The sequence below is a fragment of the Gemmatimonadales bacterium genome (assembly GCA_035502185.1).
Classification (GTDB): Bacteria; Gemmatimonadota; Gemmatimonadetes; order Gemmatimonadales; family JACORV01; genus Fen-1245.
In genome coordinates this window covers 107991-124399 of record DATJUT010000031.1, presented here as the reverse complement: position 1 = coordinate 124399, position 16409 = coordinate 107991, and the positions used below count along the sequence as shown (strand labels likewise).

At 71.2% G+C, this 16409-nt stretch carries 13 protein-coding genes and 1 other RNA gene; 7 read left to right on the top strand and 7 right to left on the bottom strand.

The features are described 5' to 3' along the window. Positions 1-13 precede the first annotated feature (13 nt). The gene (locus tag VMF70_04305) at positions 14-2308 is read left to right on the top strand and encodes an MMPL family transporter (protein HTT67227.1); all 2295 of its coding nucleotides are present in this window, start codon (positions 14-16) and stop codon (positions 2306-2308) included. Here the strand turns inward: VMF70_04305 and VMF70_04300 are convergent. From VMF70_04300 to VMF70_04280, 5 genes are all read right to left on the bottom strand, one after another. Further along, positions 2292-4199: a S9 family peptidase gene (locus tag VMF70_04300; protein ID HTT67226.1), complete on the bottom strand. Its 1908-nt coding sequence runs from the start codon at positions 4197-4199 to the stop codon at positions 2292-2294. The genes VMF70_04305 and VMF70_04300 overlap by 17 nt on opposite strands. Before the next feature lie 61 nt (positions 4200-4260). After that, positions 4261-4524, bottom strand: coding sequence for a hypothetical protein (locus VMF70_04295; protein HTT67225.1), 264 nt, complete (start codon positions 4522-4524; stop codon positions 4261-4263). Positions 4525-4657: 133 nt separating this feature from the next. Then, positions 4658-7402 carry a DNA polymerase I gene (gene polA, locus VMF70_04290; protein HTT67224.1) on the bottom strand — a complete coding sequence of 915 codons (2745 nt, stop codon included), beginning with the start codon at positions 7400-7402 and terminating at the stop codon, positions 4658-4660. Between the two features lie 22 nt (positions 7403-7424). Beyond that, positions 7425-7943 carry a hypothetical protein gene (locus VMF70_04285; GenBank protein HTT67223.1) on the bottom strand — a complete coding sequence of 173 codons (519 nt, stop codon included), beginning with the start codon at positions 7941-7943 and terminating at the stop codon, positions 7425-7427. 92 nt (positions 7944-8035) lie between these two features. Next, positions 8036-9286, bottom strand: a complete 1251-nt coding sequence (locus VMF70_04280) for a GWxTD domain-containing protein (GenBank protein HTT67222.1) — start codon at positions 9284-9286, stop codon at positions 8036-8038. Between the two features lie 243 nt (positions 9287-9529). Between VMF70_04280 and VMF70_04275 the strand changes: the two genes are divergently transcribed. Then, positions 9530-10441 (top strand): serine/threonine-protein kinase, encoded by a 912-nt coding sequence (locus tag VMF70_04275; GenBank protein HTT67221.1) that lies wholly within the window; start codon positions 9530-9532, stop codon positions 10439-10441. After that, complete coding sequence (pyrE, locus tag VMF70_04270) at positions 10392-11015, top strand: orotate phosphoribosyltransferase (protein HTT67220.1); 624 nt, start codon at positions 10392-10394, stop codon at positions 11013-11015. Before VMF70_04275 ends, pyrE begins: the two co-directional genes overlap by 50 nt. A gap of 50 nt (positions 11016-11065) precedes the next feature. Here the strand turns inward: pyrE and VMF70_04265 are convergent, their stop codons facing one another. Next, the gene (locus VMF70_04265) at positions 11066-11923 is read right to left on the bottom strand and encodes a helix-turn-helix domain-containing protein (GenBank protein ID HTT67219.1); all 858 of its coding nucleotides are present in this window, start codon (positions 11921-11923) and stop codon (positions 11066-11068) included. A 116-nt stretch (positions 11924-12039) separates the two neighbouring features. Between VMF70_04265 and rnpB the strand changes: the two genes are divergently transcribed. The 4 genes from rnpB (at position 12040) to VMF70_04245 (ending at position 15156) form a co-directional block, all read left to right on the top strand. Further along, positions 12040-12412, top strand: an RNA gene (gene rnpB / locus VMF70_04260) — RNase P RNA component class A. Between the two features lie 107 nt (positions 12413-12519). Next, positions 12520-13371 carry a hypothetical protein gene (locus tag VMF70_04255; GenBank protein HTT67218.1) on the top strand — a complete coding sequence of 284 codons (852 nt, stop codon included), beginning with the start codon at positions 12520-12522 and terminating at the stop codon, positions 13369-13371. Then, positions 13368-14201, top strand: a complete 834-nt coding sequence (locus tag VMF70_04250; protein ID HTT67217.1) for a hypothetical protein — start codon at positions 13368-13370, stop codon at positions 14199-14201. The genes VMF70_04255 and VMF70_04250 overlap by 4 nt, the downstream gene beginning before the upstream one ends. A gap of 4 nt (positions 14202-14205) precedes the next feature. Then, a complete protein-coding gene (locus VMF70_04245) occupies positions 14206-15156 on the top strand; it encodes a biosynthetic peptidoglycan transglycosylase (protein ID HTT67216.1) in 951 nt (316 codons plus the stop codon). Here the strand turns inward: VMF70_04245 and dnaN are convergent. Further along, a complete protein-coding gene (gene dnaN, locus VMF70_04240) occupies positions 15153-16265 on the bottom strand; it encodes a DNA polymerase III subunit beta (GenBank protein HTT67215.1) in 1113 nt (370 codons plus the stop codon). The two genes, VMF70_04245 and dnaN, sit on opposite strands and share 4 nt — an antisense overlap. Positions 16266-16409: the final 144 nt, after the last annotated feature.

The window sequence follows — 16409 nt, the reverse complement described above, 5'->3', positions numbered from 1 at the left end:
CAGGGGCTGCTGCGTGATCCGACTGCCCGCCAAGACCGTCGTACGTTGGCGCTGGCCCATCGTCTTCGCCTGGGTCGCCCTCACCGCGGCGATGGCCCCGCTGGGGCGTCATCTGCACGAGCGGCTGCACGTCGGCGGCGAGAACCTGTCGCGCTCCGAATCCACCGTCGCCGAGGACCTCATCCGGACCAGGTTCGAATCGCCGTACGCCGCCTTCGCGGCAGTGGCGATCCGGCACCCCTCGCTCACACTGCGCACTCACCGCTACGCCGCGTACGTGGACTCGATCACGGCCGCCCTGCGGCGGCTGCCGTTCGTCCTCCAGACCTTGAACTGGCGGAACTCGGAGGACGAGGCGTTTCGCAGCCGCGACGGCCGAGTCACCTTCGTGCTGGTCGGTCTTTCGGCGGACAGCTCCGCCACCACCGACACGCCGCGGCTTCGCGAAGCGGTCGAGAGCGTGCAGCGCCGGTTCGGCTCCGACTTCCTGACGTACCTGACGGGCGATCCCGCGTTCGACTACGACATCCGGACCATCGCGGCCGACGACTCCCGCCTCATGGAGCAGCGGCTGATCCCGCTGACCATGCTGCTGCTGGTGGTGGCGTTCAGCGCCCTGGTCGCCGCGCTGGCGCCCATCGCCGTCGGATTCATCGCGATCACCGTCAGCCTGGGCCTGGTCGCGATCGCCGCCGAGATCGTGCCCATGTCCATCTTCGCGCTCAACCTCACCACGATGATCGGGCTCGGCGTCGGCATCGACTATTCGCTGCTGGTCGTCACGCGCTTCCGCGAAGAGATGGACTACGCGCAGAACCGGTTCGAGGCGGCCGCCGAGACGATCCGCACGGCCTCGCGCACGGTGATCACGTCCGGCGGCACGGTGATGATCGGGTTCGTGGCGCTGATGATGGTCCCGCTCCAGGAAACCCGCTCGATCGGACTGGCCGGCCTGTTCGTGGTGGCGACCTCCATCCTGCTGTCGGTCACCTTCCTCCCGGCCGTGCTCGCGATCCTCGGGCACCACGTGGATCGGCCCCTGTGGCTGGCGCGCCGGCTCCGGCGGCTGCGGTTCGGCCGCGGCTGGAACCGCTATGCCCGCAGCATCGCGCGGAATCCCTGGCGCGCCGTGACGATCTCCGGCGCGCTCATCGTGGCGCTGGCCCTGCCCGCGGCATGGCTGCGGATCGGCCTGCCGGTCGTCAGCTGGTTCCCCACCGACACGGACTCCGGGCGCGGGCTCGCGGTGCTCGAGGACATGGGCCACGGCGGCACCCTGCGGCCGCTCAAGGTGGTCGTGGAAATGACCGACCACAGCGCCGTGCTCGACGTGGACCGGCTCCGCGGCCTGCGCGCGCTGGCGGACTCGATCCGGGCGAACCCGCGGGTCGCCCAGGTGCGCGGCATGGTCGACCTGCGTCCGGGCATTCCGCTGTGGCAATACGTGGAGTTGTACGCCGATACGGCGCGTGCCCGGCAGCGCATGCCGGACGTGTTCCGCACCTTCGTCAGCCAGGACGGGGCGGCCACCCTGCTCGACGTCGTGCTTCGCGACACCGTCTCGCTCGACGGCTCCCTCCAGGCGGTACGCGAGGTGCGGCGCATCGACGCGCGGCGGCTCCCGACGCTGGCGCACGCGCGCATGCTGATCGGCGGCTTCTCCGCGTCGAACCTCGACTTCCGCGACAAGGTGCTGGGCCTCTTCCCGCTGCTCGTGGTCCTGGTGCTCGGCGTCACCGGGGTGATGCTGGCGCTGGTGTTCCGGTCCGTGCTCGTGCCGATCAAGGCCGTCGTGATGAACTCGCTGTCCGTGTCGGCGGCCTTCGGCATGACGGTGGTGGTCTTCCAGTGGGGCGTGGGCGGGGCGCTGTTCGGGCTGGCGGGCCCCACGCAGGCCATCTTCGTTCTCAGCCCGGTGCTGGTGTTCGCCATCGTGTTCGGGCTGTCGATGGACTACGAGGTCTTCCTGCTCTCGCGGATCAAGGAGGAGTTCGACGAGTCGCGGGATAACGACGAGGCCACGGTCAACGGCCTGACCGCGACCGGAGCGACGATCACCAATGCGGCGCTCATCATGATTCTCGTATTCGGCGCCTTCGCCTTCGCGCGGGTCATGGCCGTGCAGATGATCAGCTTCGGACTGGCCGTCGCCGTCCTGCTCGACGCCACCCTGATCCGCGTGGCCATGGTCCCCGGCGTCATGCACCTGGCCGGGCGCCTCAACTGGTGGCCCGGCTACCGCCGCGGCGACCGGGACCACTCGCGCCCGGGCGGCGGCGCGCCGCCGGCTGCTAGCCCCGGCCCTTGACGTAGCGGTCGAGGAACTCGACCGCCCGCCGCATCCCGTCCAGCTGATCCTCCAGCTTGTGGAATCCGTGCCCCTCGCCCGGATAGACGATGAGGTCCACCACACCCTTCCGCCGACGGATCGCGTCCGCGATCTGGCGGCTCTCCGCCAGCGGCACGCGCGGATCGTCGTCGCCCTGGAGGATCAGGAGCGGCGCGCGGATCGCCGCAGCCCGCGACAGCGGTGAGCGCTCGGCCAGCCGCGCGGGGTCGGCGCCGAGGCTCCCCAGCTCGCGCGTCAGGTACGGCAGCAGCAGCGGCTCGGTGGTTCGCGCCAGCGTGGCGAGCGAGCTGATGCCGTAGAGGTCCACGCCGGCCGCCCAGCGCTCGGGAGTGAAGGCGAGCGCGGCCAGCGTCAGGTAGCCTCCGTAGCTCCCGCCGAGGAGCGCGATCTTGCTGCGCGCGACGTAGCCGGTCGAGACCAGATAATCCGCCGCTGCCACGAGATCTTTCAGGTCACCGCCGCCCCAATCCCCGTTGTTGAGATCCTCGAACGTCTTGCCGTAGCCGGTGGACCCGCGGACGTTCGGCCGTATCACCACGTACCCGTGGCTGGCGTAGTAGGCGACGTCGCGGGAGAAGGCGTCGGTCCACTGACCGGACGGCCCCCCGTGCACCATGACAATCGCGGGATTCGATCCGTCCTTCTGGAGATTGAAGGGTACGCTCACGAACGCCGAGATCTTGCGCCCGTCGAAGGTGGGGTAGTGCACCAGCGCGGCGGGCGGCAGGTTCGCCGGGTCCACGCCGCCGACCTGCGCGAAGGTCAGCTGCCACGCCGTGTCACGGGCGATGTCGTGCAACCACAGGTCGCTGGGATGGGTCGCGTCGGAGTGCGAGAACAGCACCAAGTTGCCGTTGTTGGAGAATTCCTCGAACGTCGTCGCGCCCCGCGTCGGGCCGATGCGCAGTCGGTGAGAGCCGTCCGGATGCACCAGGTACGTGGTGACCCGGCCGTCCACGTCCTCGGAGTACGCGATGTTCCCGTGCACCGACCACCCGGCCGTCTCGACGGGCCAAGCCCCCGTGTCCAGCCAGCGCAGCGAATCGGTGGCCACCGTGACGATCGCCAGCCGCGGGAGACCGTCCTGTGCGTCGGAGATGAGCAGGAGCTCGCGGTCGTCAGGGGAGAAAGCGACCGGGGTGTAGGCCTTCGAGCCGGCATGGGGCGTGAGCAAGCGGCTGCTCCCGGCGGTCACGTCGAACAGGACGGCGTCGACGTTGGCGAAGTCGTTGGTCCGGACGAGCGCGAGAAAGCGGCTGTCGTGGGACCACACGCCGCCCATCGTGCTGGTCGAGTCGGACGTGACCCGGCGCGCCCGCTCGGTGGTCAGATCACGGATCCACAAGTCGAAATGACCCGGGCGGCCGGAGTCCGACGTGTAGGCCAGGTAGCGCCGGTCCTCCGAGAATCCGACCAGCTGCTCGCGGGCCCCTGGTGCTCCCGGCAACTGCCTTGGCTCTCCGCCCGCACTCGGCACGGAGAGGAGCTGGTACCGCTCGTTGCCGCCGGAGTCCTGCTCGAACGCCAGGCTGGCTCCGTCCTTGGCCCACGCGGCACCGGCCACCGGCGTGTCGCCGAAGGTCAGCTGCAGCGGCCACCCGCCCTTCGCCGAGACCTTCCAGATCTGGCTGCGACCGGTGACGTCCGACCGGAACCCCACCCAGCGGCGATCGGGGGAGATTCCGATTGCGGAGTGCCGCAGGATGCGCGCGAACTGGCTGACCGCATACGGCGGGACGCCGGGCCGGGCCGCACTCGCCACCACGTCGTCGCCGGCCGCCCCGGCCCGTTGCCGGCCGGTGCAGGCCGCCAACGCGACGAACATCAACGAGCAGCGCGCGAATCGCATCGGCACACCCCCCAGCGGGCCCGCGCGGCGACTCGGCGGGGACACGCGCGCTCGGGCCAGTTCAGCGCGGCGGCAGAAGGTCGCCCCAGAGATCCCAGTGCCAGGCCGCCACGCGGGTCCCCGTCCTCGGATCCCGCAGCGGCTTGTACTGCAGCCACCGGGCATCGAGGCCGACCGCCCGGCCCCAGGCGATCAACCGTTCCCGGTCGCTGCTCACCAGGTGCGCCATGGGCCGGTCGTCGAGCGTGAAGCGATGCAGCCAGAGGCCGCCGTCCAGGGCGTGCAGCAGGCCGTCGCGCCGACGGGGAAATTCCTGCCAGCTCACCTCGGTGCTAACCGCCCGGCCCTGGAGAACCAGCGCAACCGCCTCACTCCTCCCACGTCCCAGAATCCCCTCGTGGCCATCCGTCGGGGCCGGCTGCGCTATTGTACCGCGGCCGCCGGAACCCAGCAAGAACTCAGCCGGCCTTCGCGTCCAACCAGTTCTCGCCGATGCCGACGGACGCCACCAGCGGCACCCGCAGGGCTGCCGCCTTCTCCATGGATTCCTTGACCAGGCGGGCGACCGGCTCGGCCTCGGCCTCCGGCGCCTCCACCAGCAGCTCGTCGTGGACCTGCAACACCAGATGCGCCCGGTACGTCGCGCGCAGCGCGCGGCTGACCCCGATCATCGCCACCTTGATGAGGTCCGCAGCCGAGCCCTGCAGCGGCGAGTTCGTCGCGGTCCGCTCGCCGAAGGCGCGGATGTTGAAGTTCTTGTCCCGCAGCTCCGGCACGTAACGGCGCCGGCCGAAGATCGTCTCGACGTATCCGCGCGCGCGGGCCTCGGCCACGGTGCCGTCCAGCCAGGCGCGCACCCCCGCGAACCGGGTGAAGTAGTCGTCAATGAAGCGCCGGGCATCGTCGTACTCGATGTTGAGCTGCCGCGCCAGTGCATGGGGGCCCTGGCCGTAGATCGTGGCGAAGTTGATCGTCTTGGCCCGTGCGCGCATGTCCGGCGTCACCGCGTCCGGCGCCACGCCGAAGATCAGCGCCGCCGTCTGGCGGTGGATGTCGCCGCCGGCGCGGAAGGCGTCCACGAACGCCTGGTCCCCGGACAGGTGCGCCAGGAGCCGCAGCTCGATCTGCGAGTAGTCGGCGACGATGAACCGATGGCCCGGGCCCGGGACGAACCCGCGGCGGATGGCCTCTCCCCGGGGCGAGCGCACCGGGATGTTCTGCAGGTTGGGGTCGCTCGAGCTCAGCCGCCCCGTGGCGGCGCCGTTCTGATTGAACGACGTATGGATCCGCCCGGTGGCCGGGTTCACCTCGCCCGGCAGCACGTCCAGGTACGTGGTGAGGAGCTTGGAGATCTCGCGGTACTCGAGCAGCAGGCGGGGCACGGCGTGACCCGACGCGGCGAGGTCCTCGAGCACCTCGGCGTCCGTGGACGCGCCCGTCTTCCCCTTCTTCAGCACCGGCAGCTGCAGCTTCTCGAACAACACGTGGCGCAGCTGCGGCGTCGAATTGAGGTTGAAGGTGACGCCCGCCTCCTCGCAGATGCGATGCTCGATCGCCCCCAGCTCGATCCGCATCTCGCGGGCGAGCCGCGCGAAGTGCTCGCGATCGATCGCGATCCCTTCCCACTCCATGTCCGCCAGGACGCCGATGAGGGGCACCTCCACCTCACGGAACAACCGCTCGAGGCCGTGGTCGGCGAGCGTCGGCGCGAAGCGCTCCCGCAGCCGGAGCGCGTAGTCGACGGCCGCGCCCCAGTACTCCGCGGCCTCACGCACCGTCACTTCGGCGAAGCTCCGCGCCTCGCGCCCCTTCCCGACCAGTTCCTCGAACGGACGGAGCCGGACGTTGAAGTGCTCCAACGCGAGCGCATCGAGTGCGTGCGACCGCCGGCCCGGGTCGACCATGAAACTCGCGATCGCCGTGTCGAAGGCGGCGCCGCGCAGTTCCACGCCGGCGCGACGCAGCACCAGCCAGCCGTACTTGAGGTCGTGGCCGACCTTGGCCACCGCCGGATCGCCCAGGAGCGCCACGAGATTCCGCAGGGCAGGGACGTCCGGCCGTGGCAGGTTCGTCACCTCGGCGTGCGCGAGGATGTCGGTGGGCGGTCGATGCCCGAACGGCAGATACGTGGCCGCCCCGGGCGCAACCGCGATCGAAAGGCCGACCAGGTCGGCGCGCATCGGGTCGCGCGCGGTGCCGGCGACGGCCAGCGCGAGCGTCCCCGCGGCCCGCGCGCGCTGCACAACGGCGTCGACCTCTTCCACCGTCGTGACGACGCCGTACGCCCCGGCGGCTGCTTTGTCCCCGCCGGCTGCGTCCAGCGACCGCACCAGCGACTGGAACTCCAGCTCCGACAACAGGGCGAGCAGTGCCGCGCGATCGGGGGCCTGCGCGGCGAGGGCCGAGAGCTCCAACTGCACCGGTACGTCGCGTCGCAGCGTCACGAGATCCCGCGACAGGCGCGCCCGGTCGGCGTCCTGGACCAGCGCCTCCCGCACCCGCTTGGACTCCACCTCGGGGGCGTGGGTCAGAATCGCGTCGAGGGTGCCGTATTGCTGAAGGAGCTTGACGGCCGTCTTCTCGCCGACGCCCCGGACCCCGGGCACGTTGTCGGCGGCGTCGCCCACCAGGGAGAGAAAGTCCACCGTCTGCTCCGGTGGAACGCCCAGGCGCTCGGCCGCGTTCGCCGCCGTCACCACCTGTTCCTCGACCGCCGCCGGTCCGCCGCGGCCCGGGTTCAGGAGCCCGACGTGCGGCCCGACCAGTTGGTAGAAATCCTTGTCGCCGGAGACGATCACCACGTCGAGGCCGGCGGCCACTCCGCGCTCGGCGAGGGTCGCGATCACGTCGTCGGCCTCGTAGCCGTCGAGCGCCACCAGCGGGACCCGGAAGGCGCGCAGCAACGCCTCGACGCGGACGAGGGACCGGTCGAAGTCCTGCTGCAGCTCGGCGTCGAGCTTCTCGCGGGTCGCCTTGTACTCCGGGTAGCGCTCGTGCCGGAAGCTCGTGCCTGCGTCGTGGACCCAGGCGACGTACTCCGGCCGGTGCTGCTCGGACAGCCGCAGCAGGAAGTTGGTGATGCCCCAGGCCACGGAGGTGTTTTCGCCCCGGCTGGTGGTGAGCGGCCGGCTGAGCATGGCGAAGAAGGCGCGGTAGACGAGCGCGTAGCCGTCGACCAGGTACAGGCGGGCGAGGTCGGTCATCGTCCGTCCGGCACGGCGGTGGTCAGCCCAGCCACCAGAGCACCGCGCCGACGCCGAGCGGGATCGCGACGTTGTCCGCGCCGGGCCACGGCGCCCGCTCCATCCCGGCCGCGACGAGGGCGGCCGCCGCCGAGCGTGCGGCCGGCAGGCCCGTGAGCAGCAGCACCAGCGCCGCCGTCACCGCGCACGCGGCCGAGCCGACCCACGACTTCCGGGAGCCGGCGCCGTAGCGCGAGCCCACGGCCGCGGCCATCGGGTCCGCGAGCGCCGCGACCAGGATGGCGCGTTCCGCGGCGCCCGAGGGAAACAGCCACCAGGTCAGGGCGAACCCCACCGCGAGCATGGATGCGCCGCTGACGGTGCGGGACTCGGCCGGCCGGAAGGCCCCACCCGCCAGCCGCTGGAACCGCGCACGGACCGCCGGCCAGCGAAGCCGGCCCGCCTCGGCGACGCCCGCAGCCACGACGAGCACGATGAAGCCCCAAGCCGACGGTCGCGGCCCGGCCGCCACCGCCAGCGGCCCCAGTCCTCCGGCGGCCACGTGGAGTGCGCGTCGCCGCAGCTCGCTGGCGCCGGCCGAACCGCCACCACCCCGTTCCACCGATCCGGAAGCCGTCGCTCCCGGGACCGGCGTCACCGGGAGCGGCGCAGGCGGTTGACGACCCGTTCGAATTCGGAGCGGGACTCCGGATCGAGCCGCAGTCGGCCGAAGCCGGCGTCGTCAACGAAATAGAGGGCGAGGTTGTACTGATCGTAGGTCCACTCGATGAGCCGGCCCCGTCCCCGATAATCCGGATGCGGGTCGATGATCTGGTCCGGCGTGCCGAGCGTGATGAACACCTCGCCGCGCTCGGTGAGCCAGCCGGGCGTCCCTTCGTCGCGGAACTGCTCGTTGGCCGCGAGCAGCCGAGCGAAGTAGCGATCCAGTGCCTCGTTCTCGGGCGTCGCGGGGTTGGGGTCCGTATCGTGCAGGAACTTCCGCCACGCCGCCGCGCGGTCGTCCGGAGCGGCCCGCGCCAGCGCCTTCAACGAGTCCGGCGTCGTGAAGTACCGGAGCAGCGACAGCATCTCGTCGAAGTTCGCCGCGATCCACTGGCCGGAGAACGCCACGAGGAAGGTGGCCCTCGCGACGACGCCGCCGCCCGCGATTCCGACCTGCAGCTCGTGGCGGCCCAGGGTGAGCCGCGACGGCGCCACGGCATACACGAACGGCCGCAGGGCCACCGTGGAGTCGATCGCCGTCGTGTCCGCCCACACCGGCTGCTCTGCGCTGTCGAGCGCGGCGGTCACCAACCGGCTCCCCGCCGGCAGGCCGTACGTCTCGACGTAGAACCGCAGCGAGTCGGTGCCGTAGTCCACCGTGCTCCGCGGATTCGCCACGAGGTCAGGCGTCGCGGCGCGATCGGTGCGCGGCGTGACCCGGTAGACCGCGATGGGGGTGGCGATCGCCGGGGCCTCCAGCTGCGGGACGCTGAACGGGCCCTCGTAGCGTCCCACGCCCGGGCCGTTCTGGTCGCGGACCACGATCGAGAGCCGATACATCCCCGCCGGCACCGGGAAGAACCCCTGGTAGATGATGCTCTCCTCCGCCCGCTGCGTCTCCGCGAACGTGCCCACCACCACCCGCTGGTCACGCACCACCTGCTGGACGAGCATGGTCCCCTGCCGGAATGCCAGCTCGACCCGGTAGGTGGCGGCGAAGGCGTCCGCATCTCGCTGGAACGCCAAGTAGCGGTTCTGCATGGACAGCGCGATGACGGCGAGCGCGGTGTCGGGCGTCGGGCCCGCGAGGAGGCGTACGTTGCCGATGAACCGAATCTGCCCCGTGCCGGTGACGTACCCGAGCCGGCGGTACACGATGGTCGGATCGAACAGGGCGGCCACCTGCTCCGTGGCGGGTGCCTTGGGCGGGGGCGCCCCGACGCGCTGCCACGGCCCACACGCGTGCGCAGCCAGGAGCGCGGAGGCGATAACGGCGCGGCGGACGACGCTGGACGTGTGGTGCCTCGACGCGACGGGGGATGCGACCTTGCGGCCAAGCTACGGAGCCGGGCCCAGCCCAGTCAAGGCGCGGTCACGCCTTCACTTGCCGCCTCCGCACGAGGACGGTAACATTCGCGCGATCCAATGCAGTCCGAAGACCTGACCGGCACGGTCGTGGCCGGCTACCATCTGCTCGAACGAGTGGGTGAAGGGGGCACGGCGACGGTATACCGTGCTCAGCATTCGAGCCGTGGTGTCTGCGCCGTCAAGATCCTGCGGTCCAAGCTCCGCGCGGACCGCACGGCGGTTCAACGCTTCCTCCGGGAAGCCGAGTACGGCGCCCGCGTCGCTCATCCCGCCGTGGTGCAGACGTTCGAGTTCGGCGAGGCCCCGGGAGGGCTGCACTACCTGGCGCTCGAGTGGGCGGAGGGCGAGATCCTCGCCAAGTTCGTCCGGCGCTCCGGCCCGGTGGCGCTTCCCCTCGCCGCAACCATCGTGCGCCACGTGGCCGACGGCCTCGCCGCCGCGCACGCCGCGGGCATCATCCACCGCGATTTGAAGCCCGAGAACATCATCTACGATCCGCGGACGCAGCGGGCGCGGCTGCTCGATTTCGGCATCGCGCGTGACGCCGATCTGGCGCCAGCCGAGCGCCTGACCCGGACCGGCTTCTTCGTGGGCACCCTGCAGTACGTAGCGCCCGAGGCGCTCTCGGGCGAGCTGGTCGGCGAGGGCGCCGACATCTACTCGCTGGCCACGATCACGTACTTCCTCCTTACCGCGCAGCTACCCTACGTCGCGAAGTCCCCGCGCGAGCTGTTCCACCAGCTGCTGACGCAGCCGCCCATCCCGCTTGCGCAGGCCCGCCGCGACCTGGTGTTTCCCCGGGCCGTCGAGGACGCCGTCATGAAGGGCCTCAGTCGCGAGCCCGCGCGGCGGCAGCCGACCGTCGCCGCGTTCGCCGACGAGTTCGCCGCCGCCGCCACCCAGCCCCTGGACGTGCCCCGTGCCGGACTGCTCGGCTCGATCAAGGGGTTGTTCGGCTCCCGTACCTGATCGCGTGACCGCGCCCGGACCGGACGCACGGGCGCGCCTACTGGCTCTGCTGCGGGCCCGCTCCGTCCTTCGCGGTGATTTCGTGCTCGCCTCCGGGCGTCGCTCTCCCTACTACGTCGATTGCCGCCGCACTACGATGCACGCGGACGGACTCGCGCTCGTGGGCGCGCTCGGCCTCGCCGCGATCCGAGCGGCGGGCTGGGACCCGCGCCTGGTCGGCGGGCTGACGCTCGGCGCGGACCCGGTCGCCTATGCCATCGCCCTCGCCAGCGTCTCCACCGCGACCCCCATCCACGCCTTCACCGTGCGGAAGCAGGCCAAGGCTCACGGAGCCCGGAATCGCATCGAGGGATGCTTCGAGCCCGGTGCTCGTGTCGTGGTCGTCGAGGACGTGATCACGACCGGCGCCTCGGCGCTCGAGGCCGCGACGGTCGTCCGCGAAGCCGGAGGACTGGTGGCCGGGGTCCTCGCGGTGGTGGACCGGGAGGAAGGGGGGCGCGAGGTTCTCGAGCGCGCCGGGAGTCCGGTGCGGGCCCTCTGCCGCCTGCAGGAGCTGCTGGCCACGACGGACTGACCGCGCCCGGCGCGCCTCCCGGCGCCACACCTCCCCGCGGAACCGGCGGCTCACGCCGGGCTCTGTCCGTGATCCCCGGGCCGCGTTCCGAGAGGATGGAACGCGAGCAGCCGGTCCCGGTACGGGGTGATGAGACGCTCGCGGAAGCGGTTCAGCGCGGTCTCGAACGGCAGGCGGCGCCGGAACTCGCCCGCCGTCAGGTTGAGCAGCGCTCGCAGGTGCCGTCCGAAGCTCTGGGGTGACGAGTACTCGAGCCGGTTGGCGATGTCGGCGATGGAGAGTCCGCCGTTGCGGAACAGGTGCGCGGCGTGCAGCAGTCGGGCGTGCGCGAGGTAGGTCTTGGGCGAGGGCAGGTTGGTCCGGTAGAACCGCGACATCAGCGAGCTGGGCACCACGCGCAGGGCCACGGAGAGCCGCTTCACCGTTCGCAGCTCCGGCGCGCGCCGCACCACCACCTCGAAGAACAGCCGGCAGTCGGGCGGGACGCCGTCGAGGTCCCGGTCGATCGCCCCCATCACCCGGGCGGCCACCGGCGAGCTGGGCTCGCGCAGCAGGTCCCGCAGCCGTCCCCACCCTGCCGGCACCGACACGTCCACTACGTCCCGCACGCCGGAAGCCCCGAGGCCGAGCACGCGGTGCGGCGCCTCCAGGTCGGGCCGCGAGATGAGAGCCACCGCCGGCACGTGGGGAAACTCCCGTACGAACTGCGCGACGCGCGGGAAGGCCGCATCGTCGCACCGGTGGACGGAGAGGAAGACGGCGTCCACCCGACGCCTGCGCACCTGCCTGATGGCGTCGTCGAGCGTATCGCCGTGCACCGCCACGTAGCAGTCCTGACCCGCCGCCTCGACGCGCGGCCGCTCATCGGGCAGGAGAACGGTAGCTACGGTAGCGGCCGCGGCTGGCATCGGCTTCCTCGCTGGGACGCGCGTGACACGCTACGTGCGCCCGTCACCGCCGCGTCACCCAGTTGCGCACGGCGGATCGGCGCGTTTGTCTCCCCTCAGGGCCGGCGGTATCTTGCAGGGCGGAGCGCAGCGGTCGCGGGCCCTTCGGGGTCCGAGGAAAGTCCGAGCTCCACAGGGCAGGCTGCCAGGTAACACCTGGGCGCCGCGAGGCGACGGCAAGGGCCACAGAAAAGACACCGCCCCGCCCTCGGGCGAGGTAAGGGTGAAATGGTGGGGTAAGAGCCCACCGCGCGTCCGGCAACGGGCGCGGCACGGCAACCTCCAGCCGGAGCAAGGCCAAATAGGCGGCGAGGTCCGGCCCGGACCGACAGCGCCGGCAACGGCGAGCCGCGGGTAGGCTGCACGAGGTGGCGGGCGACCGCCATCCCAGAGAGATGACCGCTCGGCCACCAGGCCGAACAGAACTCGGCTTACGGCTCCGCCGGCGGCGCCGCGAGCGCCCTTCGGGGAGGCTTGCGGCGCCGTCGCATGTTCGCTCCCTAGCCGCCGACCGGCGCGCCGGGACACCACGACGCCGAACCCCCAAGGAGAAGTGCATGAACCGCCTCCAGTGTCTGCTCCTGACCCTTGCGCTCGCGGCGGCCGGCTGCGCGCGGGGCGCCGCGCCAGCGGCGCCGACGCCTGCGCCATCGCCGGTGGCCGTGCGCGCCCCGGCGCCGCTGCGCTATGCCGCCGGAGCGGGGCAGTACCGATACGAATCCCGGACCCACGTCGAGCAGGAGATGATGGGCCAGGTCAACTCGGCCGACGTCGCGATCGCCGCGCGCTTCTCGGCCGCACTCGCCGACACCGCGGGGAACCTCGGCATCGCGGTCACCGTGGACTCACTGGCCATCACAGCCTCGGCGGGACCCGGCGTGGACGCCGCGTCGGTGGCGGCGGCGCGGGGGAAGGTCGTTCGGCTCGTCTCCTCGCCGGCCGGCCAGTCGATCTCGGCACCGAAGCCGGACACCGCCGGCGACGCGCTCGTGGCGGTCGCGCAGGTCCTGCGCGATTTCCTTCCCGCACTGCCCCCCACCGCCCCGACCGACGGCCTGACCTGGTCGGACACGGTGACGACGACTCAGCCGAGCGGCGGGATGTCGGTGAACGTGCACGCCGTGCGGCAGCACCGCGTGGCCGGTTGGGAAGACCACTCGGGCACCCGCGCCCTACACATCGCGACCACGTCGACCTACACCGTCTCGGGTTCCGGCGAGACCCAGGGTCAGACCATCGAGCTGGCTGGGGGAGGCCAGCGGACCGAAGACGCCTTCGTCTCGCCGCAGGGGGTCTACCTGGGCAGGACCGTGAGCGACAGCTCCCTCATGAACGCGAGCCTGGTCAGTGCCGGCATGGTGCTGCCGATCCGCAGCAGGTCGCACAGCACGTTCACGCGGCTCCCGTGAGCACGCGGCGGGCGCTGGCCGTCGCCGGCGTTCTGGCCGGTTGGGCGACGCTCGCCCCGGCCTGGGCGGCCGCGCAGATACTGCCGGCGCAGCCGGCCCGCTACGAGCTGACCACGGAAGCATCGGACGCTCGAGCCCTGTGGGTGAATCCCGCGGGGCTCGCCCGTCTTCCGGAAGCCAGCATCGGCGCCGACGTGACTGCCGACCGATTCTTTCCGGGCGGCGCACAGCTCAGCCAGTACAGCCTCTCGCTGGCAGGCCGCGGCGTGGCGGCGAGCTGGATCCACGAGCGGCTTCCTTCGAGCCAGTCCCTGAACGTCTACGCCGTCGGCATCGGCCTCGGTGACGAGCAATTCTCGGCGGGAATGACGCGGCGCTGGTACCGCGGCCTGGCCGACGCCGGCTCGTGGGATGTCGCCGCCCGGGTGAGCACCCTGGACGGCACCCAGCTGTCGCTGGTGACGAGGAACATCGGATCGCCGCGTCTGGGGGACTCCACCTACTGGGCCACGCTGGTGCCGGGAGCGCTCGTCTACCTGCTGCGCGGCGTCGTGCAGTTGGGCGGCGAGTGGGAAGTTGCGCCGCACGCGTGGCGGTCGGTCGGCTATCGCGCCGGCGGCGCGGTCGCGCTCGGCCGGGGAGTCGCCGTCCTTGTTCTCGCCGACCTCAGCCCCAGCCTCAAGCGGCGCGCGCTGGTGTTGGCCCTGAGCCTCGACGCCTCTCGCAGCCGGCTCGGCGCCGTCGGCCTGGCCTCGGGCGGAGCGAACGAGATCGACGCCGTCGGTCTCTCCGGGGCCCTCGTGACCCGCGCCCCGACTCCCCACCGCTGACTTGATGTCTCCGACGCTCGGCCGCCTCGCCGCCGGAGCGGCCCTGGTGGCGGGCGCCGTCGTGGCCTGGCTCGGCTTCGTCTGGCCACCGCCCTCGTGGTGGCGCACCCACTGGCCGGCTCAGACCGCGTTCATGACGATGCGCGCGCGGCAACTGCGGGGTGACGACCGCGCACCACCGCGCCGGTACCTCCCCATTGCTGCCGCGACGATGAGCGTCTGGCTACCGCGGGCCGCGATGGCGGGCGAGGACGAGGCGTTCTACCTGCACCACGGCATCGACTACCGCGCGCTCCGCGAGGCGATGGGCTATCGCCGCGCCTCGTTCTCGTGGCGCAGTGCGGCGGATCGTGCGGAGCTGTGGCGGGCGCTCGAGCAATCCTGGAGCCGCCGCGCCCGGCTGCGCGGCGCGAGCACGATCACTCAGCAGCTGGCCAAGAACCTCTACCTGTCACCTTCCCGCAACCCGCTGCGCAAGCTGAAGGAAGCGGTGATCGCCTACCGACTCGAGTGGGCGCTCGACAAGGACAGGATCCTGGCGCTGTACCTGAACGTCGCCGAGTTCGGTCCGAACGTCTGGGGCGTCGAGGCGGCGAGCGAGCGCTATTTCGGCCGGGGAGCGCGCCACCTCTCGGCCGAGCAGGCCGCGATGCTGATCGCCACCCTGCCGCACCCGCTCACGTCGAACCCGGCCTATCGGCCCGGCCGCACCCGCTGGCGACAGGAGCTCATCCTGCTCAAGCTCGGCGGCGCCCCGGTCACGGTCCCGCCGGAGGAGCAGGAGGACACGGTGCCCGCGCAACTCGCGCCGCTCGCCGGTGACACCACGTCACGGGCAGACGCCGCCGGGGATACGCTGCGGAGCAGGACGGACTCGGCCGCCGTGCCCCCCAAGACACCGGACACGACGGCCGATTCATCCAAGATCCCCGTGCTTCCGGGGCCACCCCGCTAGTCGATCAGTCTCAGCGGCATCACCAGGCAGACGTACGAGGCGGGATCGTCCCAACCCACCGGCTCGGCCGTGGCGGCGCGCTCCGGCGCCTTGAGCGTGAAGCGCACCTCGTCGGTCGGCATGTACTTGAGCAGCTCCAGCAGGTACGCGGCGTTGAAGCCGATCTCCAGAGCGTCCCCCTCGTAGGTGACGGCCATCTCGTCCTGCGCTTCGCCGAGATCCGGGGTCTGCACGCTGAACTTCAGCGTTCCACTGCCGAAGGACAGCCGGATGCGGTGCGTCTGGTCGCTCGCCACGATGCTCATGCGGCGCAGCGCGGCCGCCATCGCGACCTTGTCCACCGTCGCGAACTTGTCGTTCTCCCGGGGGATCACCTGCTCGTAGTTGGGATACGGGCCCTCGATCAGCCGGGTGAACACCTGGGTGCCGGCGCTGCGGAAGCCGAGGTGATTCTCACTCTTGCCGATCTCGACCTCGACATCCTCCGCAAACAGCCGCCGAATCTGCTCCAAGGCCTTGGGGGGAACGATGAGATCCGCCTGAGACGCCGCGGCACCCGACAGCGGCACCTCCATGCGGGCGAGCCGGTGGCCGTTCGTCGCCACCATCCGCATCCGGTCCTTTCGCAACTCCCACAGCACACCGTTCAGGATCGGCCGACTCTCCTCGGTCGAGGCTGCGAACGCGACGTGCCCGATCAGCTTGTGCAGCTCCTTGGCGGGAGCTTTCCAGGCGCCGTCGAAGCGCACGGCCGGGAAGGACGGGAACTCGTCGCGCGGCAGGCCGAGCAGCCGGAACTTGCTCTTGCCGCACTCCAGCTGGGCGCGCTGCTCGCCGGCGGACGTCACGCGCACTGGCGATCCCGGCAGCTCGCGCGCGATCTCCGAGAGCTTCTTCGCCGGCAGTGTCAGGGCACCTTCCTCGTCCACGTCAGCCGGCACGGTCGTCGACACCGCAATGTCGAGATCCGTGCCCGAGAGACGGATGCCGTCCTTGGTGGCCTCGATCAGGATGTTCGACAGGACCGGCAGCGTCGTCTTCGCCGGGATGCTCGAGACGACCGCGAGCAATCCTTCCTGGAGCTTCTCCCGCGTGATCGTGAACTTCATCCAATCCTCATTGCAGGTGGGTCGGGAAGCCTACTAACCACCCTATCATATAAAGACAGTAGTAACCGTAGAGCATGTGGAACTGTTCGCTTCGGCGCCAGCGTGCGTCGCATCAACGAGTTGGCCCCGAGCGGTCGCGCGCGC

Excerpts from the sequence above, each read along its gene's own strand:
- dnaN (HTT67215.1), bottom strand. The coding sequence starts at position 16,265 with ATGAAGTTCACGATCACGCGGGAGAAGCTCCAGGAAGGATTGCTCGCG.
- VMF70_04265 (HTT67219.1), bottom strand. The coding sequence starts at position 11,923 with ATGCCAGCCGCGGCCGCTACCGTAGCTACCGTTCTCCTGCCCGATGAG.
- VMF70_04245 (HTT67216.1), top strand. The coding sequence starts at position 14,206 with ATGTCTCCGACGCTCGGCCGCCTCGCCGCCGGAGCGGCCCTGGTGGCG.
- VMF70_04275 (HTT67221.1), top strand. The coding sequence starts at position 9,530 with ATGCAGTCCGAAGACCTGACCGGCACGGTCGTGGCCGGCTACCATCTG.
- VMF70_04300 (HTT67226.1), bottom strand. The coding sequence starts at position 4,199 with ATGCGATTCGCGCGCTGCTCGTTGATGTTCGTCGCGTTGGCGGCCTGC.
- VMF70_04255 (HTT67218.1), top strand. The coding sequence starts at position 12,520 with ATGAACCGCCTCCAGTGTCTGCTCCTGACCCTTGCGCTCGCGGCGGCC.
- polA (HTT67224.1), bottom strand. The coding sequence starts at position 7,402 with ATGACCGACCTCGCCCGCCTGTACCTGGTCGACGGCTACGCGCTCGTC.